This is a genomic window from Phenylobacterium sp. (genome assembly GCF_030651755.1).
Lineage (GTDB): Bacteria > Pseudomonadota > Alphaproteobacteria > Caulobacterales > Caulobacteraceae > Phenylobacterium.
Genome location: NZ_JAUSBZ010000121.1, coordinates 41216 through 64197 on the forward strand (window position 1 = coordinate 41216; position 22982 = coordinate 64197).

Consider the following 22982-nt stretch of genomic DNA (forward strand, 5'->3'; position numbering starts at 1 on the left):
TCCAGGGTTCGGCGGTAAGCTCTTGATCCCTTGCCGTTTAGCCCGCCCCAGTGACCTCAGCATGACGGCCTCCGAGAGCCCCGGGCGCACCAAGGGGGGATTTGTCGGCCGGACTGCGGCGAGGTGTCTCGCCCGCGTCACCGGCCAAGCCTAAGGAGGACGGCGGAGGCGACCCCATGGCGGACTTTCTGGTGATCGGCGCGCTGGCCCTGGACCGTCCGGTCTGGCTGGAGGGCAGGCTGGAACGTGGTGGTCGTATGGCGGGCCGCAGCCTGATGGGCCGGCTCGGACCGCGCCTCGGCGGCGGTGGCGCCAATGCGGGGGTCGCCCTGGCCAAGGCCGGCCATATCGCCAGGCTCGCGAGCCTGGTCTCCGCGGACGACGGCGGCGACGAGTCGATCGCCATGGCGAAAGCCGCCAGCCTCGACATCACCCTGGTGGGGCGCCGGCCAGGCGCCAGCCGGACAACCCTGATCCTCATCGAGCCTGACGGCGAGCGCCTGGTGCTTGGCCTGGATTTCGACCGGGCCCGCATCACCCTGCCGGCGCTTCCCTCGCCCTCGGACCATCCAGAGGTTCAGCCAGACGGCGTCTATGTGCGCGCCGCCTATCCAGGATCCGACGCCTGGGCGAGCCACAGCCGCGGCCCGGTGGTGGTCCACTGGCCGGCGCCGACCTATGCCGGGCCCGCCGACGTGGTGATCTGTTCGGCCGACGACCTTGATCCTGGCGTCCTCGCCTCGCCGTTCGAGGCCGCGAGGGCAGTCTTTGGGCCGCGCCTCTCGGCCATTGTCGTCACCCACGGGGCTGGCGGAGCGAGCGCCTACAGCATGAGCGCGCCGATCATCGTGCGCCCACCCCCTGCAATGGTCATAGACTCCACCGGCGCGGGCGACGTGTTCGCCGCCGGCCTGCTGGAGGCCCTCACGGCCGGCGCCGGCATGGAGGCGGCGCTCCAGCACGCCTGCGCCTGGGGCGCCGTCACGGTCGGGTTGGCCAGTTCGGCGCCCGTGGACGCCGGCCCTGGCGCCTACCGACCCTTCGCCTAGGCCAGACGGTTGCGCAGCGCCCGCGACAGGGTGTCGAGGCAGGCCACGGCGATCATGTAGAGCAGGATGATGAAGGCCACTTCGTCGAAGGCGAAGATGCGGATCCGCTCGTCCAGCTCGAAGCCGATGCCGCCGGCGCCGACGATTCCCAGGACGCCAGCGTTGCGGAAATTGCCCTCCAGGAAGAACAAGGTCTGGCTGGTGGCCACAGGCGCGAACTGCGGGGCCAGGCCAAAACGCATCACCGCCAGGGGCGGGGCGCCGGCCGAGCGGACGCCTTCGATCGGCTTGGGGTCGCTGTTCTCCAGGGCCTCGGAGAACAGCTTGGCGAGGTTGGGAATGTCGGCGAGCGCCAGGGCGACCACCCCGGCGAAGGGGCCAAGTCCGAAGGCCGAGACCAGGATCAACGCCCAGACCAGCGCCGGAACCCCTCGGAAGATATCCAGGAACCGCCGAAACACGAAGTGCAGCACCGGGTTGGACACCACGGTCTTGGCGCCGATAATCCCCAAGGGCAGGGCGATCACCGCCGCAATGGCGGTGCCGGCGAAGGCCATGGCGAAGGTTTCCGCCAGAGCCTTCAGAATCCGCTCGGACTGACCGCCCGATGAGGGCGGAAACATCTCGCCGAGGAAGCGGCCAAGCTTGCCAAATCCGGCCATCAGCGCTCCCGGCGCCATCTCCAGATCGATCGCCATGGCCACCAGGGCGGCCAGGGCGAGCGCCAACAGGGCGGCGTCGCGCGCCCGGCGGGTCCAGGGCGCCCGCAGGGCGTCCGGCGCGATGTTCAAGGCCTGGTCATAGGCTTGCCGCGGCATCAGGCCTTCTCCAGACCAATGAGGCGATGACGCACCGCTTCTGAGAACAGGTCGATCAGGAAGATCATGGCGATGATGATCATCAGGATCGCCAGATAGGTGTCGAACTCGGTGTAGGTGATGGCCCGTTGCAGCTCGAGGCCGATGCCCCCTGCCCCAACGATGCCGAGGGCTGCGGCGCCGGCCAGATTCCCCTCCAGCCGAATGAGGGCGTAGGAGGCGTAGTTGGGCAGAACCTGGGGCATGACCCCATAGCGGATCTTCTTCAAGGATCCGGCGCCGGCGGCCTGCAGGGCCTCCATCTGGCGGGGATCGATCTCCTCGTTGATCTCGGCGAACAGCTTGCCGAGGCTCCCCATGGTCGAGATGGTCAGGGTCAGCACGCCAGCCAGAGGGCCAACCCCGAAGGCCGCCACCAGGATCAGGGCCATGATCAGGTCCGGCAGGGTGCGGATCGCCTCGAGGATGCGACGCACCACAAAACGCACAGGCGCGAAGGGCATCAGATTCTGGGCGGTGAGGAAGGACGCGCCAAGCGCCAGAAACGAGCCCATTGCTGTGGCGAGTATCGCCATCTCGACAGTCTGCCAGGCCGCCCGCAGCCAGATCGGCAGAGCGTAGAACCAGGAATGCAGCGAGCCGCGGGTCTGACGATCCTCCAGCAGGAGATCGGCCTGCAGGCCAGGATTCATCCGCTGCAGGAAGTCGGCCATGCGTCCCAGGGGATCACCACCGATTTCAGACCCGAAGAACTGGCTGCGCTGGAATGAGACCAGGAGCAGCACCGAGAAAATCGCCAGGCCGACGGCGGCCTGGGTCCGCTGGCGGATCAGCAGACGTCGACGCTCCCGCTCAAAGGCCTCGACGGCCGGATGCTGGATGCTCATGACCCGACCGTGGGTCCCTGGTGCAGCAGGGCCTGAGCCTCGGTAGGCTCGAACTCTTCGCCCCCTGCCCTCCCCACGGCCCAGGCGAAGGCCTCCGGCGCCTCGTTATGCAGCGCCACATGGATGCCGATCAGTCGAAAGCGACGGTCATCGCTTATATCGGTTCGCACCGACCACGCCTGGTCGGCCACCGGCCGTTGGCGCCAGATGACCCGCAGGTCCTGGCAACGATCTTCGCCCGGGTGGTCGCCGCGGCAGAGCTTCTGCCAGGCGCCCGCATGCAGCACCATGGCCTGAGCCTCGCCGGCGCGCAGGCGGACGGCGGCCTCGTCATAGTCGCGGGCGACGGTCTGCGGACCAAAGAAGGCCTCGTCGGCGCCGTAGTCGGACAGGGCCCGACGAGGGACGTCCAGGCTGGCCTTCAGGGGGCCGCCGAAGACGAGGCTCGCCCCGGCCATATCCGGCAGGGTCCGGAACGGCGCCCCTTGGGCCGCAGCCACCACCACGGGGATTCGGTTCAGCGCCCCGGCCGCCCGAACAGTCAGCACATTGCGTGTCTTGCCGGCCACCGGCGCAAAGGCCGCGCCATCAAGCCTGGCCAGATCAATCTCCCCCGCCGCCAGGGCCACGGCTGCGGTCGCGGCGTCGGCCATCGGACAGTTCAGGACATCGGTCTGGAGCCGCTCAGCCAGCAGATCGAAATAGGCCTTCTGACCGGCGGGCGCGCTGGGCGGCAGAGGCCCGCAGGGCCCGGCCTCCCCGGTGATGTCGGCGACCCGCAGGGGTAGAACCGGCGTCTGAGCCTGGGCGGCGCTCAACAGGACCGCGCCAGCGGCCAAGGCGATGCGTCTCATTGGCGCACTCCGCTGCGACGCGCGGCGATGTCTTCGGCGCGGAGCTTGATGATCGGGGCGTAGTGTTCGCGCGTCACGGCGGTGTAAGCCGCGCCGTCGGGCTGGCCGATGTCGCGCCAGACCTCCGGATCGTCGTAGGGCAAGGCCGCCATGGCTCCGCGGACCGCGTCAATGAACGGCTGCGGACGGTCGGTGCGGACAACAATGGCGCTGTTTGGGATCGGGCCAGCGGTCCAGATGATCCGAAAATCGTCGAGATCGACCACGCCCCGCCGGGCCATGGTGAAGTGGGCGCCTGTTGTGAAGCCGTGCTCGGGGTCCCCGCCCCCGGCCTGGATAATCGTGGCGTCAAACTGGCCGTTGTCCAGGGCCATCACCGCCTGGGTGTGCCCGCCGGCGAAGCTCGACCGGCCGAAGAAGGTGTCCGGATCAATTCCCTGATCACGCATCATCTTTCGGGGGAACAGGTAGCCGGAGGTGGAGTTGAAATCCACGTAGCCCAGGGTCTTGCCCTTCAGGTCCTGAATCGAACGGTAGGGGCTGTCGGCCATGACCAGCAGGCCGGAATAGTAGCCGGTGTCACCTTCCGCCTGGCGGACCGTCAGGATCGGCTGGGCCAGATCGCCAATCTGGGCGTCCACATTGGCGTAGCCGCCGCCAGCTATGGTGGCGATGTCCACCTGGCCGCTGGAAAGCGCCTGGATAGTGCCATTGAAGTCCGAGGATTCGTAGAGCTTGACGGGCAGGCCGGTGGCCTTGCCGATATAGGTCTTATAGGCGGTCAGGCGCCGGGTGATCATCGGGTCGTCCTCCGACCCGCGGACCGCCATCCGGACCTCCCGCATCTGGCTCTGCCAGGCGCCGTCGGTGGTCTTGGCTTCGCCGCCGCATCCCGCAAGGCCAAGGCCGATCGCCGCCAGGATCGCACCGGATCGTCGCCGCATGGGGAACCTCTACGCTGTCAAGTCGCGGCGCCGCGAACGACCCGGCGTCGGGGCCGAGGTTTCGCATCTGGACGTGAAGCCGCGGTGACACCGCCATGGGACGGCGGGCCAATGGCCGCCGCACTTGTCGGGTCCGGGCCGCTTAAGCTGGGAAGGTCAGGCGCACCTGGGCGCCAGCGCCATGGGGAAATTCAAGTTGGCCGTCGAGTTGGGTGGCCAGGCTGTGCATGATGCCGAAGCCCAGACTCCTGCGCCCCTCCAGGTCTGGGATGGTCGCCGGAAAGCCCGGCCCATCATCGGCGATGGTCAGCACCGCTCGCCCATCGCCCCGTGGGGCGAGATGCAAGGTGATCTGTCCCTCTCGGCGGCTCCCAAAAGCGTGCTTCAGGGAGTTGGTGACCACCTCAGCCACAAGCAGGGAGAGCGTCACCAGCCGCGTGGTGTCGAGATTGACGTCATCGGCCTCCACCGAACAGGTCACCCCGCCAACGCCTGCGGCCTGGATCAGATCGTCGCAAAGCTCCCGCAACGACGCCGACACGCTGAGTTCAATGGTGGCGGGATCGTACAGCCGCCTATGGATCTGGGCCATGGTGACCAGACGCTCGCGGGCCTCGTCCAGAGCTTCCGAGGCCTGCGGGTTGTCGATGGACCGCTTCTTGATCTGCAGCAGTGCGGCCACGAAGGTCATGTTGTTGGCCACCCGGTGCTGCAACTCCTGAAACATCACCCGCTGCCGCTCATAAAGCTGCGCGGTCAGGATCTGCTCATGGCCAAGGCTGACGAGGGCCCGGCGCATCAGTTCGATCACCGCGATGTCGACGGCCACGACGAAAACGAAGAAGACAAGGGTCAGGGCGCTCGCGCCTGACAGACCAAAGCCGGTCGGTGGGATGAAAAACCACCAGGCCGAAAGGCCCGACAAAATCGCGCAGAGGATCCCTGGCCAGAGCCCCGCCAGGAAGGCTGTGAGAATCACCGCTGGAAAGAAGGTCAGATACGGAAAGCCCGGCGGCAGCACGCCATCCAGGGCCCAGCGCACATAGAAGCCCAAGCCGGCGCTGAGGATGGCGAGGGCGTAGGCAAGAACCGGGTGCTGCTGAAATATCCGAATCAATTTGGTTGCCCACCCCTAGGCGGCCGGTGGGCCTATCGCCGTGGCCATGCGCTCTAGGGCCTCGGAGATTGCTTGTCTATCGGTCCGCCGACAATGCCAAAGGCGAGATAGCGGTCGCCGGCGCCGTTAACCTTGCCTTAACCATAAACAACCACCTTCGAGAGGTCTTCTTTGAAGACACCCCACCATCACCAACCTTCTCAAGCCCGGCTTCGGCCGGGCTCTTTTTTGACCGGGCCTGTGGATAGGACGCCACCGGAGACTTGCACCGCCCGGCCACCCGGCGTATAGCCGCCGCCCTACGGTGCTGATCCCCGATAGCTCGGTTGGTAGAGCAGTCGGCTGTTAACCGACTTGTCGCAGGTTCGAGTCCTGCTCGGGGAGCCACCGTTCTTCATCCGCCGTCTGGCCGGATGTCCCCTCGCCTCACCACTGCCCTTGATTGCCCATGGACGCCCAGGGCTCGGCCGGCGGCAGGGCTGCGCCCGATTGCAGCAGTTCGACCGAAATGCCGTCCGGCGATCGCACAAACGCCATGTGGCCATCCCTGGGCGGCCTGTTGATCACCACCCCGCCGTCCATGAGCCGCTTGCAGGCGGCATAGATGTCGTCCACCGCATAGGCCAGGTGCCCGAAATTTCGGCCGCCCTGATAGTCCTCCGGATCCCAGTTATAGGTCAGCTCAACCATCGGTGCGCGCTGTGTCCGCGCCAGGTCCTCGTCCCCAGGGGCGCACAGGAAGACCAGGGTGAATCGCCCCGCGGCGTTCTCAACCCGTGAGACCTCCGTCAGCCCGAGCTTAGCGCAATAGAAGTCCAGGGACGCGTCCAGGTCGCGCACCCGAACCATGGTGTGGAGATATCGCATCAAGGGGCTCCGTCGTTACTCTGAGGTGTGGGCGCGCCGGCCAGGACCAACGGGCTACAGGACCATTCTATGCCCTCAACTGAGGTTCGTCAGGCACAGTCGCGGCGTCAATCGCATCCTGTCTGCGAATTCATTTGCACGTGTGCCGAGTGCGCCTCACAAGCGGCGGCGGTGTCCCAAAGAACGTGGGAATGCAGTCGCGCCGGGCTTTAACGCCGCCGGAGAGGCTGGGGGAAACAAACAGCATGCGTCTCAAGGCGTCTCATATCTTTATCCTCGCCGTTTTCGGCGTCTTGGTGGTCTATTTCGTTGGCATGTCTCTCTTGGGCGGCGACAGCGCGCCAGCCGAGACCGCCGCCGAAACCTCCGAGACTCCGCAGGTTCAGGTCGCCCTGACCCCAGAGGCCATACGGCCCTATGTCGTCACCCTGCGCGGACGCACAGAGGCGGCTCGCAGCGTCGTGGTCCGGGCCGAAACATCGGGCGTGGTGGCCGCAACGCCGACCCGGGAGGGCGCCTTTGTCCAAAGGGGCGCGGTGTTGTGCAGGCTGTCGGTGGACGCCCGCCAGGCCTCCCTCGACCAGGCCAGGGCCGCGCTCCGCTCCCGTGAGTTGCAACACAAGGCCTCGGCTTCCCTGGCCGAGAAGGGCTATCGCTCCGAGACCCAGGTGCTGCAGGATCAGGCCAGTCTGGATGCTGCGGCGGCGGCCGTCCGGCAGGCGGAAATCGCCCTGGAGCAGGTCAATATCCGCGCGCCCTTCGCCGGCGTGTTTGACAACCGCGAAGCTGAGATCGGGACCTATCTGTCCCCTGGTCAGCCCTGCGGCACCCTGATTGAGCTGAACCCGATCCTTATTGTCGGCAACGTGCCAGAGACCCAGGCCGGTCGAATTCGCAGCGGCGAGCCCGCCACCGCCACCTTGGTGTCAGGAGAAGTCCTGTCTGGCCAGGTCCGCTTTGTGGGTCGCGAGGCCGACCCCCAGACCCGCACCTATCGCCTCGAGATCATCGCGAACAACCCGCAGATGGCGACCCGTTCGGGTCTCTCGGCCGATGTGCGGATCACGACGGCCTCTGGTCCCGCGCATCTGGTTCCGCCGTCGGCCATGGTGCTCGACGCCGAGGGACGGCAGGGCGTTCGCCATGTGGGGCCGGGCGACCTCGTCGTTTTCACGCCCGTGCAGGTGACCGAGGAAACGCCGGACGGCGTCTGGGTGCGGGGCCTGAGCGGAGACGTCAGGCTGATCACAGTGGGCCAGTCCTATGTCGACCAGGGCCAGAAGGTTCGCGTGGCGCTGGCCCGCTAGGGCGCGCCGCACAGGAGGCTTGAGAGTATGATCGGTCCGCTGATCGACGGCGCCATCAAGCGGCGGAAGGTGGTGCTGGGCGTCACCCTGATCGCCAGCATCTTTGGCCTGTTCGCCTATCTGGCCATGCCCCGGGAGGCCAACCCGGACATCGACTTCCCGTTCGTGTCGGTGGTCGTGCCCTATCCCGGCGTCAGCCCGGAGGATTCCGAGCGCCTGCTGGTCAAGCCCCTCGAGGTGGAGTTGCAGTCCATCGAGGGGCTGAAAGAAATGAACTCGTCCGCCCGCCAGGGCGTGGCCATCGTCAATCTCGAATTCGAAGTGAACTTCAACAAGGACAGGGCCCTGTCTGAGGTTCGCGCCAAGGTGGACCTGGCCCGGGGCAAGTTCCCCCCGAACGCCGAAGAACCCATCATCCAGGAGGCTAATTTCAGCGGCGAGCCGGTGATCGGCATCGTGCTCTCGGGCGCGGCGCCGGAACGGGAGCTCTATCGCATCTCCCGGGCGCTGAAAGATCGGTTGGAATCCGCCCCAGGCGTGCTTGAGGTGAACCTCACCGGCGGGCGCGAGGAGATGCTTGAGGTCACCATCGATCCCCTGCGGATGGAGGCCTACAACGTCACGACCGGTGAGCTGGCCCAGGTGATCAGCCGCAACAACCAGCTGGTCGCCGCAGGCAGCCTTCGCACAGGCGGCAGCCAGTTTGCGGTCAAGGTGCCGGGGGTCGTCGAAGAGCCGGCCGACATCCTGAGCCTGCCGATCAAGAAGAGCGGCGACCGGGTCATTACGGTCGCCGACATCGGCGATGTCCGCCGCACCTTCAAAGAACCCAACTTCATCACCCGCTACAACGGGCAGCCGGCCATGTCGCTGGAGGTCTCCAAGCGCAGCGGCGCCAACATTCTTGACACCGTCGACGCCGTCCGCGCCGCGGTGACCGAGGAACAGGCTCGGTGGCCAGAGACGATCAAGGTCTCCTACACCTTCGATGAGAGCGACTTCATTCACCGCACCCTAGTCGTCCTGGAGTCGGGCCTGCTGATCGCCACCATCCTGGTGATGATGATCATTGTCGCGGCCCTGGGCATCCGTCAGGGGCTGATGGTCGGCGCGGCCATTCCGGCCTGCTTCATGCTGGCCTTCCTGATGCTCAACGCCTCTGGCGTGACCCTGAACCAGATGGTGATGTTCGGCCTCGTCCTGGCCGTCGGCATCCTGGTGGATGGCGGCATCGTCGTGGTCGAATACGCTGACCGCAAAATGGCCGAGGGCCTGCCCAAGGAAGAGGCCTTCGCCGCCGCCGGCAAGCGGATGTTCTTCCCGGTCCTGAACGGCACCCTGACGACGCTCTGCGCCTTCCTGCCGTTCATGTTCTGGAACTCGATCCCGGGCAAGTTCATGAGCTTCCTGCCGTTGACGCTCATGTACGTTCTCGGCGCCTCGATCTTTGTGGCCCTGATCTTCACCCCTGCCTTGGGGTCGATCTTTGGCCGCAAGACCGCGGTGGACGAGGCGCATCTGGCGGAGATTGAAAAATCCGAGCGCGGCGATCCCAGGGACATGTCCGGCTTCATGGGCTGGTACGCCCGCGCCCTGTGGACCCTGGGGGCTGCTCCCACCCGAACCTTCGCCGCCACCTTGCTGATCGTCGTGGCGATCGTCGCCTGGTTCGCCATGTCGACCCATCGCACGGAGTTCTTCCTCGATGAGGATCCCGAATGGGCCCAGGTCTATGTAAAGGCGCGGGGAAACCTGTCGCCTGAAGCCCATGACGTCCTGGTCCGGCAGGTGGAAGAACGGCTGCTGGACGTTCGCGGCGTCGATTCCATCTACACCCGCTCCGGGGCCGCAAGTTCCCGCGGCGGCGGCGGCGGGCCGCCGAACGACACGGTTGGACGGCTGCAGGTCGACCTGCTCGACTTCGAAGAGCGTGGCGAGCTTGGGCTGCGCGGGGCGGACATCGTCAATGACATTCGCACGCGCCTCACCGACCTGCCGGGGGTGCAGATCGAGGTGCGTGAGCCCCAGGGCGGTCCGCCGGTGGGCAAGGACGTGCAGGTTGAGCTGCGCAGCCAGAATCCAGAAGCGCTGAACGCCGCGGCCGACCTGATCCGCGCGCGGCTGGCCTCCGATCCCCAACTGTTCGAACTGGAGGATAACCGCACCTCCCCAGGCATCGAACTCAACCTGACGGTCGACCGTCAGGCCGCCGGACGCTATGGGGTCGACGTTCTTTCAGTGGGTCAGGCGATCCAGTTCGTCACGACCGGCGTGCTGGTGGGCCGCTTCCGCCCCGATGATGCGGACGACGAACTGGACATCCGCGTGCGCTTCCCGCCGGAGGCGCGCAATATTGCGGCCTTTGACGACCTGAAGATCTCGACCGCCCTCGGCCCCGTTCCGGCCAGCTATTTCATCCGCCAGGCGCCGGCCCAGCAGGTGACCACCATCCAGCGACGGGATGGCCAGCGTCTGGTGATCGTCCAGGCTAACGCCATCAAGGGAGTCGCCGCCAACCAGAAGATCGCCGAACTGCGCCCCTGGCTGGAGCAGGCTGAAATCAGCGATGAGGTTCGCTGGAAATTCACTGGCGCCGATCAGGAGGGCCAGGAGGCCGCGCAGTTCTTCGTGGTCGCGATGGCGGTGTCCCTGTTCCTGATGGGCATCATATTGCTCTGGCAGTTCAACAGCTTTTACGGCGTGGTCGTCACCCTATCGGCAGTGGCGCTATCCACCGTCGGGGTGCTTCTGGGGGTGCAGATCAACCTGCTGGGCACCTTCAACTATGTTTCGGTGATCATGCTGGGCACCGGCATCGTCGCCCTGGCTGGGGTGGTGGTGGGCCACAACATCGTGCTGGTCGACACCTATTATCAGCTACGCCGTTCAGGGTACGCCGCCGACGACGCCGCTGTGCGAGCGGCCACCCAACGGTTCCGGCCGGTCATCCTGACCACCGTGGTGACCGTGGTCGGCCTGCTTCCGCTGATGTTCCAGCTGCATCCCAACTTCCGGGTCGGGCATATCGAGTATCGGGCGCCAGGATCGGAATGGTGGGTGCAACTGTCGGCCGCCGTGGTCTGGGGGCTGTCCTTCGCCACCCTGCTGACCCTCGTCCTGACCCCCGTCATGCTGGCTGCGCCCAAGGTCTATGGTGAGCGGCTGCGCCGCGCCGCCGGCTGGGGCGGGCGCAAGCTCGGCCTGCGGCCCCGGTCCGGGCGTGCGGCGGCGAACGAGGAAACCCTGCCCAGGGCCGCCGAATAGGACGTCAGCGCTGGCGGGTCTGACGCCGCCATAGGGCCGCATACTCGCCCGCCGCAGCCAGAAGGGCGTCGTGGGTTCCCCGTTCGACGACGCGGCCCCGGCGCAGCACCACGATCAGGTCGGCGTCAACGATGGTCGAGAGCCTGTGGGCGACCACAAGTGTGGTCCGCCCCGTGCGCACCTTGCGAAGGGTCGCCTGAATGGCTTCCTCAGTGCGTCCGTCCAGGGCGCTGGTGGCCTCATCCAGGATCAGCAGGCGTGGATCGGCCAGCAGGGCCCTGGCGATCCCCACCCGCTGGCGTTCGCCCCCAGACAGCTTAAGCCCCCGCTCCCCAACCTGAGTGTCGAGGCCGTCCGGCAGGCCTTCGATGAACGGACCCAGTTCCGCCGCCTGGGCGGCCGCCTCGATGTCCGCCGCGCCCGCCTGCGGCCGGCCAAAGGCGATATTGGCCCGCAAGGTGTCGTTGAACAGGGCCACATCCTGGGGCACCAGGGCCACAGCCTGGCGCAAGGCGGTCTGACGGACCTGACGGAGGTCCAGCCCGTCCAGCAGGATCGCGCCCTCCTGAGGGTCGATCAGGCGCAGGGCCAGGCGCACAGCGGTCGTCTTTCCCGCCCCTGACGGACCGACCAGGGCCACGGTGGCGCCAGGCTCGGCGACGAAGCTGACATCGAGCAGACCCTGGCTGCGGGCGTCATGGCGGAAACCCACCTCGCGGAATTCCAGCCGGGCGCCGTCCGGCGAGGCGGGCGGCAGGTCCTGGGCCCCGGCCGCATCAAGGATGTCGGGGGTCCGGCCGGTCAGGGCCACCAGTTGCTCCATGTCGATGAAGGCCTGACGGATCTCGCGATAGTTGAATCCCAGCATGTTGAGCGGCGCATAGATGCCGATCAGCAGCAGGATGGCCATGGTCACATCGCCGATGCGCATGGTTCCGGCCGCAACCTCAAGGCCGGCCAGGACCGTCATCACCGCCAGCCCCAGGTTCAGGATGACCGCCTGAGCGCCATTGAGCAGGGAGAGGGAGGTGTTGGCCTTGACCGCGGCCCCGACATAACGGTTCAGCGCCGTGCGATAGGTGTCCACCGCCCGGGTCTCGGCCCCGAAGGTCTTGACGGTTTCAAAGTTCATCAGGGCGTCCACCGACAGCCCCGCGGCGCTGGCGTCAGCCTCATTGAGCTCCCGGCGATGGGACAGCCGCCAGTCGGTGATCTTGAAGGTGACCACGGCATAGATGACCACGGTCACAAAGGCCGTGGCGGCGAATCGCCAGTCCAGCCGCACGATCATCACGCCCATGGCCAGCAGCAGTTCCACCGCCGTCGGGCCGAGATTGAAGACCACGCTGCGGATCAGGAAGTCCGTCGAGCGCGCGCCCCGCTCGATCACCCGCGCCAGAGTTCCCGTCTGCTTGCTCTGATGAAAGTCCAGGGACAGGGAGACCGCATGGCCAAACCCCTCCACCGCGGCGGTGGCCATGGTGGACTGGGACACCGCCGTAAACACCGCATCCCGGGCGAAGGGGGCGCAGGCCGACAGGAGCCGAAGCCCGGCGAAGGCCACCGCCAGGCCCACAAAGGTCGTTCCGACCACCACCGCGCCGCTGGAGACCGACAGGGTGTTGATCGCCTCCCCCAGCATGACCGGGGCGAGCACGGCGGCCACCTTTCCGATCAGCACGAGGATGACGGCGGCGGTCAGCCGCAGGCGCAGCTGCGGCGCGCCCGAGCGCATGACCAGGGCCCCGAGGTCGGCCATGGCGGGCCAGAAGCGAAAGTCGGCGGACACGGCCGGCTCGCCATTGCCCCGCCCTCGGGCGAGTCCTGGGGGATTCAAGACGCCTCTCCCATCAGTCCAGCAACAGGGTCGACTGCAGACCGCCGCCAGGAGTCAGCCAATCGACCCTCAATCCATGGGGTGTCCGCGCCGCGCGAAAAGCGCCGGCGGTGATGGCGGGGGCAGGTGTAGCGTCCACCTCGGCGCTGAGATCCAGCGACTCCCCCTGAACACGGATCTGGTGCGTTCCCGACGGAACGGGCGCGCCGAAAGGCAGATTGAAGCGCCCCTGGGGGTTGGCCCGGCCGCTGGTGGAAACAGTGCGGCCGTCGATTCTGACCGACAGGCTGGCGTCCGCCGCGGCGATCCCGGAGATCACCGCCCCGCCCTCTTCGTCGAAATCAAAGGCCAGGATGCCCGGAGCCTCGGCGCCCTGGACCACGATGGCGCCCGCTCCGGCTCTCAACAGCACCAGCCGGCCGTCCGGAAGGACCAGCTGATAGCCTTCGGCCTGCACCGTGCGGTTGGCGATCGTCATGGACAGGCCGAAGATCTGCGGGGCCGTGCTGGCGTCCAGGGCGATCCGCCAGCCCCCATCCCCTCCCGCCTCGGCCGTCCGCACCTCCCCGTCCGGCGTCGCCAGGCGCACGCTGGCTCCCGGCGTAGCCTTGCCGATCAGGACCAGCCCCTCAGCCGCGGGATCGATCGTCAGGGCCTGGGGCGGCGAAAGATAGGTCGAGCGGGGCGCAGGCTCCCGGTTCAGCGGAGAGCCGGCCCCCACAGGCGCCTCGCCGCAGGCCGCCAGACCCAGGAGGGCCAGGGTCGGGGCCAGCGCCATCCTGAGGAGGGTTTGCTTGAATCGCATCATGTCAGACCCTAGCTACACAGATTCCCCGGCCCGCTTGGCGCGCCGACGACGTTCCAGGAGTCAACACCCTATGGGCGCTTCGCCCCCCGCCATCGAGTCTGTCTGTGTCTTCTGCGGCTCTTCCGACGCCGCGGCCCCCAGCCTGTTGGCTGACGCCGCCGGGCTGGGCCGCGCCCTGGCCGCCGACGGCCGCCGCCTGATCTATGGAGGCGGCGGGGTTGGGCTGATGGGCGCCTGCGCCCGGGCCGCTCATGAGGCTGGCGGCGACGTGCTGGGGATCATCCCTCAGTTTCTCACCAGCCGTGAGCGGGCCTTGGAGGTGGTGGAGACCATCGTCGTGCGCTCCATGCACGAACGTAAGCAGATCATGTTCGAGCGGTCCGACGGCTTTGTCGTCCTGCCGGGCGGCATCGGCACCCTTGAGGAGATCATCGAGCTGCTGTCGTGGCGCCGGCTCGATCTGCATCGCAAGCCTGTGGTCTTCTACAGCCCCGAAGGATTCTGGGACCCGCTGTTCAAGTTGCTGGAGCATACCGTGGCCGCCAACCTCACGCCGGCCGACTTCATGGACAGCTGGGCCGTCGCCGCGAGGGTCGCCGACATCCTGCCGAAGCTGGACGGCCGCCTGACCGTGGGCGACGCCGAGGACGCCGTCCTGACCACAACCCGGATCACCTGACCCCCCGCCGCGGCGCGATGGTCAGCGACTTGTCAGCGCCTGACCTCAGTCGTCGCGGTGAACCCGCTCGCGCCGCTCATGGCGTTCCTGCGCCTCAAGGCTCAGGGTGGCGATGGGGCGAGCCTCAAGACGGGCCAGACCGATGGGTTCGCCGGTTTCCTCGCAATAGCCGTAGCTGCCATCCTCGATACGGCGAAGGGCCTCGTCGATCTTCGAGATCAACTTGCGCTGGCGGTCCCGGGTGCGCAGCTCCAGCGCCCGGTCGGTCGCCGACCAGGCCCGGTCGACGTCATCGGGCAGGTTTTCGGTTTCGTTTTGAAGATGAGAAAGGGTCTCCCGGCTCTCCCGGAAAATCTCTTCCTTCCAACTCATGAGCTTCAGCCGGAAATACTCGACCTGGCGCTCATTCATGAACTCTTCGTCCTCAGACGGACGATAAGAACTATCTAAAGCCAAGACAGTGGCCGTCATAACGATACCTCACGCCCCTGGACGGTTCCCCGGAACTTGGGAGGCGGCTATATAGCAGAACGCTGCGGACATTCAACGCGACTCCACCGCCTCACGAAGACCAGCGTTACGCGCCATTTCGAGTTTGGCCAGTTCGACCGCGGCGCGGGTCTCAATCTCATTGAGAACGCCTTCGAGTGCGGCGTCCTCCGTGGCCGCCCGCTCCTCGCGAACAGCGCGGGTCAGGCGCTCAAGCTGCCCGAGGCTGAGTTCGCCGCTGATCAGGGCCAACTTGACCTCATCAAGGACATCAAGAATTCGTCCGGCCCGGCTGACCGCTCGACGCCGCCGCTCCAGGGGCCCCCCGGCCTCCTGCAGGGCCAGCAGCGCGCTCAGCCCTCCAACGGAGGCCACCGCCGCGGCGGGGCCTGCGGCGGCCGCGGGCGCCGCGCCGCTGGCTGTCGGAATCTGAAATACTCCGTCGCCGGATGCGCCCTTGGCGCGACCGGCCCCAGACGTTGATCCTGCAGAACCTGAACCAGTGACCTTCATGCGCCCTGCTGCACCGAAACCAAACTGAGGGGACTTTCGGCTCCGCCGCTTAGGGTATGGTTAATGCCGGGCAAATTCTGCACCGGTCCGCTCTGACCTCGTCCCACCAACGCACACAGAGCTGTTTTTGTTGGACTTTTTACAGTCGCGCCCTTGGCATGGGGCTCGCAAGAGCCAGGGCCTGCTTCCCTCGTCCTGGTGAGTGTTCATGCCCTACCTCCTGCGCCTCCTCAGCACAGCTCTGGTTTGCCTTGGCCTCACTGCAGGTCCGGGGCTGGCCAGCTCCCGCATCAAGGACATCGTCGAGTTCGAGGGCGTGCGGGACAATATGCTGGTGGGCTATGGCATCGTCGTCGGCCTGAATGGCACGGGAGACTCCCTGCGCAATGCGCCCTTCACCCGCCAGAGCCTGGAGGCCATGCTGGAGCGGATGGGGGTCAACACCCGGGACGCCAATCTCAACACCAAGAACGTGGCCGCCGTCATGGTCACGGCCAGGTTGCCGGCCTTCTCCGCCGCGGGTTCCCCCATCGACGCCACGGTCTCGGCCATGGGCGACGCCAAGAGCCTGCAAGGGGGCACTCTCCTGGTGACGCCGTTGCTGGGGGCCGATGGCGAAGCCTATGCGGTCGCCCAGGGCACGGTTCAGACCGGCTCGGTCTCGGCTGGCGGCGCCTCCGGCACGTCCATTTCCAAGGGCGTTCCCACCGCGGGACGCATCGCCAGCGGCGCCATAGTCGAACGCGAAATCGGCTTTCAGCTGGCCTCCATGGGGCAGATGCGCATGACCCTGCGCAATCCCGACTTCACCACCTCCCGGCGGATCGCTGAGGCGGTCAATCGCCAATTCCCTGGGACCGCCCACGCCCAGAACCCCACCATTGTCGCTGTCCGCCCCCCCGCAGGGCACGACATGACCGCCTTCATGGCCCAGATTGAAAACCTGCAGGTCCAGCCTGACAACGCCGCCAAGGTGGTGATCGACGAGGTGTCTGGGGTCATCGTCATGGGCGAGGCCGTTCGCGTCTCCACCGTCGCCATCGCCCAGGGCAACCTGACGATCCGCGTGCAGGAATTCCCCGATGTCGTTCAGCCGGCGCCCTTCGGCCAGGGCCAGACTGTCGTCATCCCCCAGACCGCCGTCGATGTGGAGGAAGAGCGGGGCCGCCAGTTCCTGACCGTGCGCAACGGCGCCTCCCTCTCCGACCTTGTGGCCGGTCTCAACGCCCTGGGCGTCACGCCGCGGGACATGATCTCCATCCTGCAGACCATCAAGGCCGCCGGCGCCCTGCAGGCCGACATCGAGGTGATGTGATGAACGCCCTGTCGCCCATCTCCGCCATCGCCCCCGGGACCGGCGTCGCGCCCGGGGCTCAGGACACCGCCGCCCTGGCCAAACGCGGTCAGATCCAGAAGACGGCTGAGGACTTCGAGGCCGCATTCCTGTCGATCATGATGCAGCAGATGTTCACCGCCACCGAGGTGTCGGCTCCGTTCGGCGGCGGGCAGGCGGAAAACCAGTTCCGCTCCTTCCTCACCGAGGCCTTCGCCCGGGAGACCACCAAGAGCGGCGGCGTCGGCCTGGCCGACACGGTGGCCCGGGAAATGTTGAAACTACAAGGCCTGGAGGAGTAGCCGCCATGGCGATCGCCGCGACGGACGCGAATGACCGCGTCGAACAGTTGAGCCTGCTGACCGAGCGTCTGACCGAGCTGGTCGCTTTGAGCGCCCAGGCCTTCGAGGACGGACGTCCCCAACAGGCCGCCGACCAGTTGGAGGAGACCACCCGACTGGCCAATGTCTACCGCCATGAATCAGCGCGGATCCGGGCCAATCCGGAACTGGTGGCGGCCGCCCCCGTCGTGCTTCGCGCCCGCCTGGTCCGCGCGACCGAGGCCTTTGACGCCGTGCTCGCCCGCCAGGGTCGCGCCATCGCGGCGGCCCGTACCGTCACCGAGGGCCTGGTGAGGGCGATCGCTGATGAGGTGGCCGCCCAACGGGGAGAGGCCGCCGGCTATGGTCCTCGATCTGACCAGGCCGTCAACAAGGCCGCATCCGCCATCACCCTCAACAAGCGCGCCTGATTCAAACGCTTGTTTGCCGCGGTGGGTTGGGGCTAGGCTGGACCTGTCGCCGGGGGTTCCGGCGATCTACGTTCTCAGGGCGGGGTGTAATTCCCCACCGGCGGTAATGCCGGGTCTCTAACGACCCGGACGAGCCCGCGGGCGCTTGGCGGCTCCATGCCGCCAAGGACGAGCAGACCCGGTGTGATCCCGGGGCCGACGGTTAGAGTCCGGTTATGAGAACCGTTGGACGACACCTTGAGGGCGCGTGCGCCCGCATGGTCCGTCCAGCGCGCCCCTGAGTCGTGGTTCATCCACCCGTCAGGGAAACGACCATGACCCAAGCCGCCTTTGAACTTCCCACCGCCAACGGCGCTTTCCGCGCCGGCCGCATCGCCTTTGTCCAGTCCCTCTGGCATCGGCAGATCGTCGATCAGGCCTATGAGGGCTTCCTTGAAGCCATCGCGCAAAAGGGCTTTGGCCCGGAACGCATCGACCGTTTCGAGACCCCAGGCGCCTTCGAGATTCCCCTCCATGCCCAAAGCCTGGCGCGCACCGGCCGCTACGCCGCCATCGTCGCGGCGGGTTTCGTTGTCGACGGGGGCGTTTACCGCCACGATTTCGTCGCCCAGACCGTCATCGCCGCCCTGATGCAGGTGCAATTGGCCACGGAGACGCCGGTCTTCTCCGTCGTTCTGACCCCGCACCACTTCCATGAGCACAAGGCGCATGAGGACTTTTTCACCGCCCACTTCCGGATCAAGGGCCAGGAGGCCGCCGAGGCCTGCGCCGGCACGCTGGAAAGCCTCGCCCGCCTGGCCGCGGCGTGAGGTCGGTCATGGATCTCCTCGCGCCGCCCCCAGAGGGCTTTGAACCCCATGTCCGCAAGAGCCCGGTCACCGATCCCTGGGAGCCGCTCTACGCTCGAACGACAGACGATGCTGTCATCCTTGGCCTGCGCGCCGCTCAGCCGCACGCCAATGGCCGCGGCTTCGTTCATGGCGGTCTCATCTCGGCCCTGGCCGACAACGCCATGGGCTTGTCCTGCGCCCGCAGGCTCGGCGGCGAAGCCTCGCTGATCACGGTGAGCCTGAGCCTGCACTTCCTCGCCGCCGCCCAGATGGGGCAATGGCTGGCCTTCGAGACCGCCTTCGTGAGGCCCGGCGCAACCCTGTGCTTCGCCCAGGCCTTCGTCACGGCCGACGGCGCGCCGTGCGCCCGGGCCGACGGGGTGTTCCGGGTGGTCCGGCGGCCGCCTAGCCCAGGCTGATCTCGCGATCGACGCCGACGGCGGCGAGGAAATCGCGGTCATGGCTGACCAGCAGCAAGGCGCCGTCATAGGCGCCGAGCGCCGCCTCGACTGCGGACAGGGAGTCCAGGTCGAGGTGGTTGCTGGGTTCGTCCAGCACCAGCAGCTGCGGGGGATCGGGCCGCAGCAGCACGCAGGCCAGGGCGGCCCGCAGGCGCTCGCCGCCGCTCAGCTCGGCGATCTTGCGCTCGGCCGCCCGGTTGCGAAACAGGAACCGGGCCAGGGCCGCCTGGGCGGCGTTGCGGTCAGCCTGAGGGTTCAGCCGCAGATAAGCCTCCAGCAGGGTCTCGTCGGGCGACAGCAACCGCATCTGCTGGTCGAAGATCGCCGGCGCGACCCCCTGGCGCACCGCTCCGGCGGCCGGCGCCTGCTGGCCTGTGAGCACCCGCAGGAGGGTGGACTTGCCTGAACCGTTGGGTCCGCTCAGCGCCAGGCGCTCGGGACCAGCGATCTGAAGGTTGAGACCGTCAATGAGCATTCGGCCATCAGGCGCGCGAAGGCGCAGGCCCTCGGCGGCCAGCACAGTCTTGCCCTGCGCCAGCCCGCTGGACGGCAGGGAGAAGCCCAGACGCCGAACGGCCTCGACCCGGGCGCGGGCGGCGTCCAGCTGGTCGGTCGCAGCCTCGGTCTTGCGTTCGGCCAGACGGTCCAGGCGGCCAGAGCTGTTCTCGGCGCGCTCGGCCTGGGCGCCCAGCAAGATCTTCGGCTCACTGCCCCGGGCGGCGAAGCGGCGCCCGGCGCCGTCCCGACGGGCCTTGCGCTCGCGGTCAGCCTGGACCTCCCGGGCGACACGGGCGGCCTCCGTCTCGGCGGTCTCCAGGGCCCGCGTTGCTGCGGCGGCGGCCTCGGCCTTCCGCGCCACATAGAGATCATAGCCGCCGCCATAAATCTGTGGCCCGAGGCTCGTCAGGTCCAGGATCCGGTCCATCCGCCGCAACAGGGCTCGGTCGTGGCTGATCGCCAGGACGCCCCCAGGATGGGCGGACACCGCCTCGGCGACCAGGACCCGGCCTGCGGCGTCCAGGTCGTTGGTCGGCTCGTCAAGGATCAGAAGATCGGGCGCCTGGACCAGCAGGCCCGCCAGGGCCGCCCGGGTCGCCTCCCCGCCGCTGAGGCTGGCGGCTGGCCGGTGAAGATCCAGGCCCGCCAGGTCCAGGCTCTCCAGAGCCGCGGCGAGTCGGGGCTCCAAGGTCCAGTCGGCCTCGTCGAGGTCGGCGCCGCTCCCCTCCCCCCGCTGGATACGCTCCAGGCGCGCCAAAGGCGTGGCGAGGCCCAACAGATCGGCGACCCGTCCCTCTGGCGGCCCCGCACGCTGGCGCAGGACGCCGATCCGACCCGAAACGGCCACCGACCCTGAGGCTGGCGCCGACTCGCCAAGGATCATTCTGACGAGGGTCGACTTGCCCGCGCCATTGGCGCCGACCAGCCCGGTGCGTTCATGCCCAAGGGAAAGGGTCAGATTGTCAAAGAGAAGACGGCCGTCAGGGGTGCGAGCGCAGAGGCTGTCCAGGGTGACGAAGGGCATGGGCGGGAGTCCGGGCGACGTTTGCGGGCGGGGCGAGGCGGGCTTCCGTCGCGAGGCGCATGTCGGGACTCCTTCTTTGGGTGGGCGATAAATAGTCGCCGAGGCTCAGGGGCGCAATTCTCCATGGTTGAGGAAGCCTCGCCATTGCGCCCGCCATGCCCCTGCCTCCAAACTGCGCCATCAGCCTCCAAGGAGTTCCGCCCAGTGTTCCGACGCGCCCTGCTCGCCAGCTTCCTCGTCCTCGCCGCCAGCGGCGCACACGCCCAGGCGCCCACCCCGGCGCAGATGCACGAGCGAGCGATCGTCCTGGACACCCACTTCGACACCCCGGCCAATTTCTCGGCCCGGGGCTGGAGCATCATGGACCGGCATGACTATGCGGTGGACGGCACCCAGGTCGACTATCCGCGCATGGTGGAAGGTGGCGTGGACGGCGGCGTCTTCGTGGTCTTCACCCCTCAGCGGGGTCGCGATGTCGTGGCGGACATGTGGTCACGCGACCATGCCCTGCTCCGGACCGTGGAGATTCTCGAGATGACGGCCCGTCATCACGAGCACTTCGTGCTGGTGACAACCGCCGATGAGGCCCGCGCCGCAGTGGCCGAGGGCAGGAAATTCGTCTTCATCAGCCTGGAGAATGGCGCGCCGCTGGCCGGGGACCTGTCGCTGATGCAGACCTTCTATCGCCTGGGCGTGCGGATGATGGGGCCGGTCCATTTCGCCAATAACGACCTGGCGGACTCCTCCACCGATCCCGCCGGGCCCGAATGGGGCGGCCTGAGCGAGAAGGGGCGCGCCTTTGTCCGGCACGCCAATGACCTCGGGATCGTCATCGATCCGAGCCATGCGTCGGACGCGGCCCTGGACCAGATGCTGGAGCTGTCGCGGGCGCCGCTGGTGCTGTCCCACTCCGGGGTGAAGGCGGTCTATGACCACCCCCGCAATATTCCCGACGACCTGCTGCGCAAGCTGGCCGACAAGGGTGGCGTCATCCAGGTCAACGCGTTTTCCGGCTATATGGTGGAGACGCCGCGGATTCCCGAGCGCAACGCGGCCCTTATCGCCCTCACCGAGAAGTATGGGCCGCAGCGGGACGTGAAGCCTGAACAGCGCGAGGCCTATCTGGCTGAACGGGCGGCGATCGAGGCGAAATACCCCCTGCCCCGGGCCAATATGGACGACCTGATGCAGCATATCCTGCATGTGGTCGAGACCGTCGGTATCGACCACGTGGGCCTGTCTGGCGACTTCGACGGCGGCGGCGGGATCGAGGGTCTGGAGGACGTCACCACCTTCCCCGCCCTCACCGAACGGCTGGTGGCCGCAGGCTTCACCCAGTCGGATCTCGACAAGTTCTGGGGGGGCAATGTCCTGCGGGTGATGGAGCAGGTCCAGGCCGCAGCCGCCCGCTGACGGGGACTTTGTTCGCCTCTTGTTCTCGTGTTATCTCTGAGTCCCGGCACTACATAGAAACCGGCCGCCTGGAACCTGGGCGGCCGGCACGGTTTCCAGGACAATCATGGCCGATCAGCTGAACTTCATTCGCGTGCGCGGCGCCCGCGAGCACAATCTCAAGGACGTCAATGTCGACATCCCGCGGGGCGAGCTGGTCGTGCTCACCGGTCTGTCCGGTTCAGGCAAGAGTTCTCTGGCCTTCGACACCATCTATGCGGAGGGTCAGCGCCGCTATGTGGAGAGCCTCTCGGCCTATGCCCGCCAGTTCCTGGAGCTGATGAGCAAGCCCGATGTGGACCTGATCGAGGGTCTGTCTCCGGCCATCTCCATCGAGCAGAAGACCACCAGCCGCAATCCCCGCTCCACCGTCGGCACGGTCACCGAGATTCACGACTATATGCGCCTCCTGTGGGCGCGGGTCGGCGTCCCCTACTCCCCGGCCACCGGTCTGCCCATCGAGAGCCAGACCGTCAGCCAGATGGTCGACAAGCTGACCGCCCTGCCCGATGGCGAGCGGCTCTATCTGCTGGCCCCCGTGGTGCGCGGCCGCAAGGGCGAGTACCGTAAGGAAATCGCCGAGTGGCAGCGGGCGGGCTTCCAACGGCTCAAGATTGACGGGACCTTCTATCCCATTGAGGACGCCCCGGTTCTCGACAAGAAGTTCAAGCACGACATCGACATCGTCGTGGACCGGCTGGTCACCCGGCGCGACCAGGACAGCCGCTACGCCGACAGCCTGGAGACCGCCCTGCGGCTGGCCGACGGCATTGCGACCGCCGAATGGGCCGACGTGGCCGAGGGTGAGACCGAGCCGCGGAAGATCATTTTCTCGGAAAAGTTCGCCTGTCCGGTGTCAGGCTTCACCATCAGCGAGATCGAGCCGCGGCTGTTCTCGTTCAACAACCCCTTCGGCGCCTGTCCGGCCTGCGATGGTCTGGGCGCCAAACTCACCTTCGACGCCGATCTGGTGATCCCGGACAAGGACAAGCCCCTGCACAAGGGCGCGGTCGCCCCTTGGTCCAAGGGCCCCTCGCCCCTCTACACCCAGACCCTGCAGGCGCTGGCCCGTCACTACGACTTTTCCATGGACGAGCCCTGGTGGAAGCTGCCCGAGGCCGCCAGGGACGTGGTGCTGCACGGCTCCAAGGGTCAGAAGATCCACTTCGTCTATGACGACAACGCCCGCAAGTATGAGGT

At 67.2% G+C, this 22982-nt stretch carries 21 protein-coding genes, 1 tRNA gene, 1 pseudogene and 1 riboswitch; of the genes and pseudogenes, 12 read left to right on the forward strand and 11 right to left on the reverse strand.

The window, feature by feature from the left end; all coding sequences use genetic code 11:
• The first annotated feature begins 176 nt into the window (after positions 1-176).
• Entirely contained in the window at positions 177-1049 is an 873-nt protein-coding gene (locus Q7V15_RS11255) for a PfkB family carbohydrate kinase (protein WP_304755658.1), read from the forward strand.
• Here the strand turns inward: Q7V15_RS11255 and phnE (Q7V15_RS11260) are convergent.
• From phnE (Q7V15_RS11260) to Q7V15_RS11280, 5 genes are all read right to left on the reverse strand, one after another.
• Positions 1046-1867 carry a phosphonate ABC transporter, permease protein PhnE gene (gene phnE / locus Q7V15_RS11260; RefSeq protein ID WP_304755659.1) on the reverse strand — a complete coding sequence of 274 codons (822 nt, stop codon included), beginning with the start codon at positions 1865-1867 and terminating at the stop codon, positions 1046-1048. The two genes, Q7V15_RS11255 and phnE (Q7V15_RS11260), sit on opposite strands and share 4 nt — an antisense overlap.
• A complete protein-coding gene (phnE, locus tag Q7V15_RS11265; RefSeq protein ID WP_304755660.1) occupies positions 1867-2754 on the reverse strand; it encodes a phosphonate ABC transporter, permease protein PhnE in 888 nt (295 codons plus the stop codon). The genes phnE (Q7V15_RS11260) and phnE (Q7V15_RS11265) overlap by 1 nt, the downstream gene beginning before the upstream one ends.
• Positions 2751-3608 (reverse strand): PhnD/SsuA/transferrin family substrate-binding protein, encoded by an 858-nt coding sequence (locus tag Q7V15_RS11270; RefSeq protein WP_304755661.1) that lies wholly within the window; start codon positions 3606-3608, stop codon positions 2751-2753. The genes phnE (Q7V15_RS11265) and Q7V15_RS11270 overlap by 4 nt, the downstream gene beginning before the upstream one ends.
• On the reverse strand, positions 3605-4552 hold the full coding sequence (gene phnD, locus Q7V15_RS11275) for a phosphate/phosphite/phosphonate ABC transporter substrate-binding protein (RefSeq protein WP_304755662.1): 948 nt from the start codon (positions 4550-4552) through the stop codon (positions 3605-3607). The genes Q7V15_RS11270 and phnD overlap by 4 nt, the downstream gene beginning before the upstream one ends.
• 142 nt (positions 4553-4694) lie before the next feature.
• Positions 4695-5669 (reverse strand): sensor histidine kinase, encoded by a 975-nt coding sequence (locus Q7V15_RS11280; protein WP_304755663.1) that lies wholly within the window; start codon positions 5667-5669, stop codon positions 4695-4697.
• 311 nt (positions 5670-5980) lie between these two features.
• Here Q7V15_RS11280 and Q7V15_RS11285 point away from each other — a divergent pair.
• A tRNA-Asn gene (locus tag Q7V15_RS11285) sits at positions 5981-6056 on the forward strand.
• Between the two features lie 39 nt (positions 6057-6095).
• On the opposite strand, the gene Q7V15_RS11290 is transcribed toward Q7V15_RS11285, so the two are convergent.
• Positions 6096-6536 (reverse strand): VOC family protein, encoded by a 441-nt coding sequence (locus Q7V15_RS11290; protein WP_304755664.1) that lies wholly within the window; start codon positions 6534-6536, stop codon positions 6096-6098.
• A gap of 245 nt (positions 6537-6781) precedes the next feature.
• Here Q7V15_RS11290 and Q7V15_RS11295 point away from each other — a divergent pair, with 245 nt between their 5' ends.
• Both Q7V15_RS11295 and Q7V15_RS11300 read left to right on the forward strand, forming a co-directional pair.
• A complete protein-coding gene (locus Q7V15_RS11295; RefSeq protein ID WP_304755665.1) occupies positions 6782-7843 on the forward strand; it encodes an efflux RND transporter periplasmic adaptor subunit in 1062 nt (353 codons plus the stop codon).
• 27 nt (positions 7844-7870) lie between these two features.
• Complete coding sequence (locus Q7V15_RS11300; protein ID WP_304755666.1) at positions 7871-11107, forward strand: efflux RND transporter permease subunit; 3237 nt, start codon at positions 7871-7873, stop codon at positions 11105-11107.
• Between the two features lie 4 nt (positions 11108-11111).
• Here the strand turns inward: Q7V15_RS11300 and Q7V15_RS11305 are convergent, their stop codons facing one another.
• Entirely contained in the window at positions 11112-12866 is a 1755-nt protein-coding gene (locus Q7V15_RS11305) for an ABC transporter ATP-binding protein/permease (RefSeq protein WP_304755678.1), read from the reverse strand.
• Between the two features lie 91 nt (positions 12867-12957).
• The gene (locus tag Q7V15_RS11310) at positions 12958-13722 is read right to left on the reverse strand and encodes a hypothetical protein (protein WP_304755667.1); all 765 of its coding nucleotides are present in this window, start codon (positions 13720-13722) and stop codon (positions 12958-12960) included.
• Between the two features lie 100 nt (positions 13723-13822).
• Here Q7V15_RS11310 and Q7V15_RS11315 point away from each other — a divergent pair, with 100 nt between their 5' ends.
• Entirely contained in the window at positions 13823-14431 is a 609-nt protein-coding gene (locus tag Q7V15_RS11315) for a TIGR00730 family Rossman fold protein (RefSeq protein WP_304755668.1), read from the forward strand.
• Positions 14432-14476: 45 nt separating this feature from the next.
• Here the strand turns inward: Q7V15_RS11315 and dksA are convergent, their stop codons facing one another.
• Together dksA and Q7V15_RS11325 are read right to left on the reverse strand one after the other, a co-directional pair.
• Entirely contained in the window at positions 14477-14902 is a 426-nt protein-coding gene (dksA, locus tag Q7V15_RS11320) for an RNA polymerase-binding protein DksA (RefSeq protein ID WP_304755669.1), read from the reverse strand.
• A gap of 72 nt (positions 14903-14974) precedes the next feature.
• On the reverse strand, positions 14975-15433 hold the full coding sequence (locus Q7V15_RS11325) for a flagellar assembly protein FliX (RefSeq protein WP_304755670.1): 459 nt from the start codon (positions 15431-15433) through the stop codon (positions 14975-14977).
• 208 nt (positions 15434-15641) lie between these two features.
• Here Q7V15_RS11325 and Q7V15_RS11330 point away from each other — a divergent pair, with 208 nt between their 5' ends.
• From Q7V15_RS11330 to Q7V15_RS11350, 5 genes are all read left to right on the forward strand, one after another.
• A complete protein-coding gene (locus Q7V15_RS11330; protein WP_304755671.1) occupies positions 15642-16748 on the forward strand; it encodes a flagellar basal body P-ring protein FlgI in 1107 nt (368 codons plus the stop codon).
• Entirely contained in the window at positions 16748-17068 is a 321-nt protein-coding gene (locus tag Q7V15_RS11335; protein ID WP_304755672.1) for a rod-binding protein, read from the forward strand. The genes Q7V15_RS11330 and Q7V15_RS11335 overlap by 1 nt, the downstream gene beginning before the upstream one ends.
• 5 nt (positions 17069-17073) lie before the next feature.
• Positions 17074-17517 carry a flagellar basal body protein gene (locus tag Q7V15_RS11340; RefSeq protein WP_304755673.1) on the forward strand — a complete coding sequence of 148 codons (444 nt, stop codon included), beginning with the start codon at positions 17074-17076 and terminating at the stop codon, positions 17515-17517.
• Between the two features lie 66 nt (positions 17518-17583).
• A riboswitch (FMN riboswitch) is annotated at positions 17584-17744 on the forward strand.
• Positions 17745-17831: 87 nt separating this feature from the next.
• Positions 17832-18326 carry a 6,7-dimethyl-8-ribityllumazine synthase gene (locus tag Q7V15_RS11345; RefSeq protein ID WP_304755674.1) on the forward strand — a complete coding sequence of 165 codons (495 nt, stop codon included), beginning with the start codon at positions 17832-17834 and terminating at the stop codon, positions 18324-18326.
• Between the two features lie 8 nt (positions 18327-18334).
• Positions 18335-18766, forward strand: coding sequence for a PaaI family thioesterase (locus Q7V15_RS11350; protein ID WP_304755675.1), 432 nt, complete (start codon positions 18335-18337; stop codon positions 18764-18766).
• Here the strand turns inward: Q7V15_RS11350 and Q7V15_RS11355 are convergent.
• Complete coding sequence (locus Q7V15_RS11355; RefSeq protein ID WP_304755676.1) at positions 18753-20330, reverse strand: ABC-F family ATP-binding cassette domain-containing protein; 1578 nt, start codon at positions 20328-20330, stop codon at positions 18753-18755. The two genes, Q7V15_RS11350 and Q7V15_RS11355, sit on opposite strands and share 14 nt — an antisense overlap.
• Before the next feature lie 204 nt (positions 20331-20534).
• On the opposite strand from Q7V15_RS11355, the gene Q7V15_RS11360 reads away from it, so the two are divergent.
• Together Q7V15_RS11360 and Q7V15_RS11365 are read left to right on the forward strand one after the other, a co-directional pair.
• Positions 20535-21743 carry a dipeptidase gene (locus Q7V15_RS11360; RefSeq protein WP_304755677.1) on the forward strand — a complete coding sequence of 403 codons (1209 nt, stop codon included), beginning with the start codon at positions 20535-20537 and terminating at the stop codon, positions 21741-21743.
• 106 nt (positions 21744-21849) lie between these two features.
• Positions 21850-22982 (forward strand): annotated as a pseudogene (locus Q7V15_RS11365) (excinuclease ABC subunit A); the annotation flags it as partial.

What these genes read in the sequence shown, in the direction of transcription:
- Q7V15_RS11255 (WP_304755658.1), top strand. Translation starts at nt 177, where the DNA reads ATGGCGGACTTTCTGGTGATCGGCGCGCTGGCCCTGGACCGTCCGGTC.
- phnE (WP_304755659.1), bottom strand. Translation starts at nt 1,867, where the DNA reads ATGCCGCGGCAAGCCTATGACCAGGCCTTGAACATCGCGCCGGACGCC.
- phnE (WP_304755660.1), bottom strand. Translation starts at nt 2,754, where the DNA reads ATGAGCATCCAGCATCCGGCCGTCGAGGCCTTTGAGCGGGAGCGTCGA.
- Q7V15_RS11270 (WP_304755661.1), bottom strand. Translation starts at nt 3,608, where the DNA reads ATGAGACGCATCGCCTTGGCCGCTGGCGCGGTCCTGTTGAGCGCCGCC.
- phnD (WP_304755662.1), bottom strand. Translation starts at nt 4,552, where the DNA reads ATGCGGCGACGATCCGGTGCGATCCTGGCGGCGATCGGCCTTGGCCTT.
- Q7V15_RS11290 (WP_304755664.1), bottom strand. Translation starts at nt 6,536, where the DNA reads ATGCGATATCTCCACACCATGGTTCGGGTGCGCGACCTGGACGCGTCC.
- Q7V15_RS11295 (WP_304755665.1), top strand. Translation starts at nt 6,782, where the DNA reads ATGCGTCTCAAGGCGTCTCATATCTTTATCCTCGCCGTTTTCGGCGTC.
- Q7V15_RS11300 (WP_304755666.1), top strand. Translation starts at nt 7,871, where the DNA reads ATGATCGGTCCGCTGATCGACGGCGCCATCAAGCGGCGGAAGGTGGTG.
- Q7V15_RS11305 (WP_304755678.1), bottom strand. Translation starts at nt 12,866, where the DNA reads ATGGCCGACCTCGGGGCCCTGGTCATGCGCTCGGGCGCGCCGCAGCTG.
- Q7V15_RS11310 (WP_304755667.1), bottom strand. Translation starts at nt 13,722, where the DNA reads ATGGCGCTGGCCCCGACCCTGGCCCTCCTGGGTCTGGCGGCCTGCGGC.
- Q7V15_RS11315 (WP_304755668.1), top strand. Translation starts at nt 13,823, where the DNA reads ATGGGCGCTTCGCCCCCCGCCATCGAGTCTGTCTGTGTCTTCTGCGGC.
- dksA (WP_304755669.1), bottom strand. Translation starts at nt 14,902, where the DNA reads ATGACGGCCACTGTCTTGGCTTTAGATAGTTCTTATCGTCCGTCTGAG.
- Q7V15_RS11325 (WP_304755670.1), bottom strand. Translation starts at nt 15,433, where the DNA reads ATGAAGGTCACTGGTTCAGGTTCTGCAGGATCAACGTCTGGGGCCGGT.
- Q7V15_RS11330 (WP_304755671.1), top strand. Translation starts at nt 15,642, where the DNA reads ATGCCCTACCTCCTGCGCCTCCTCAGCACAGCTCTGGTTTGCCTTGGC.
- Q7V15_RS11335 (WP_304755672.1), top strand. Translation starts at nt 16,748, where the DNA reads ATGAACGCCCTGTCGCCCATCTCCGCCATCGCCCCCGGGACCGGCGTC.
- Q7V15_RS11340 (WP_304755673.1), top strand. Translation starts at nt 17,074, where the DNA reads ATGGCGATCGCCGCGACGGACGCGAATGACCGCGTCGAACAGTTGAGC.
- Q7V15_RS11345 (WP_304755674.1), top strand. Translation starts at nt 17,832, where the DNA reads ATGACCCAAGCCGCCTTTGAACTTCCCACCGCCAACGGCGCTTTCCGC.
- Q7V15_RS11350 (WP_304755675.1), top strand. Translation starts at nt 18,335, where the DNA reads ATGGATCTCCTCGCGCCGCCCCCAGAGGGCTTTGAACCCCATGTCCGC.
- Q7V15_RS11355 (WP_304755676.1), bottom strand. Translation starts at nt 20,330, where the DNA reads ATGCCCTTCGTCACCCTGGACAGCCTCTGCGCTCGCACCCCTGACGGC.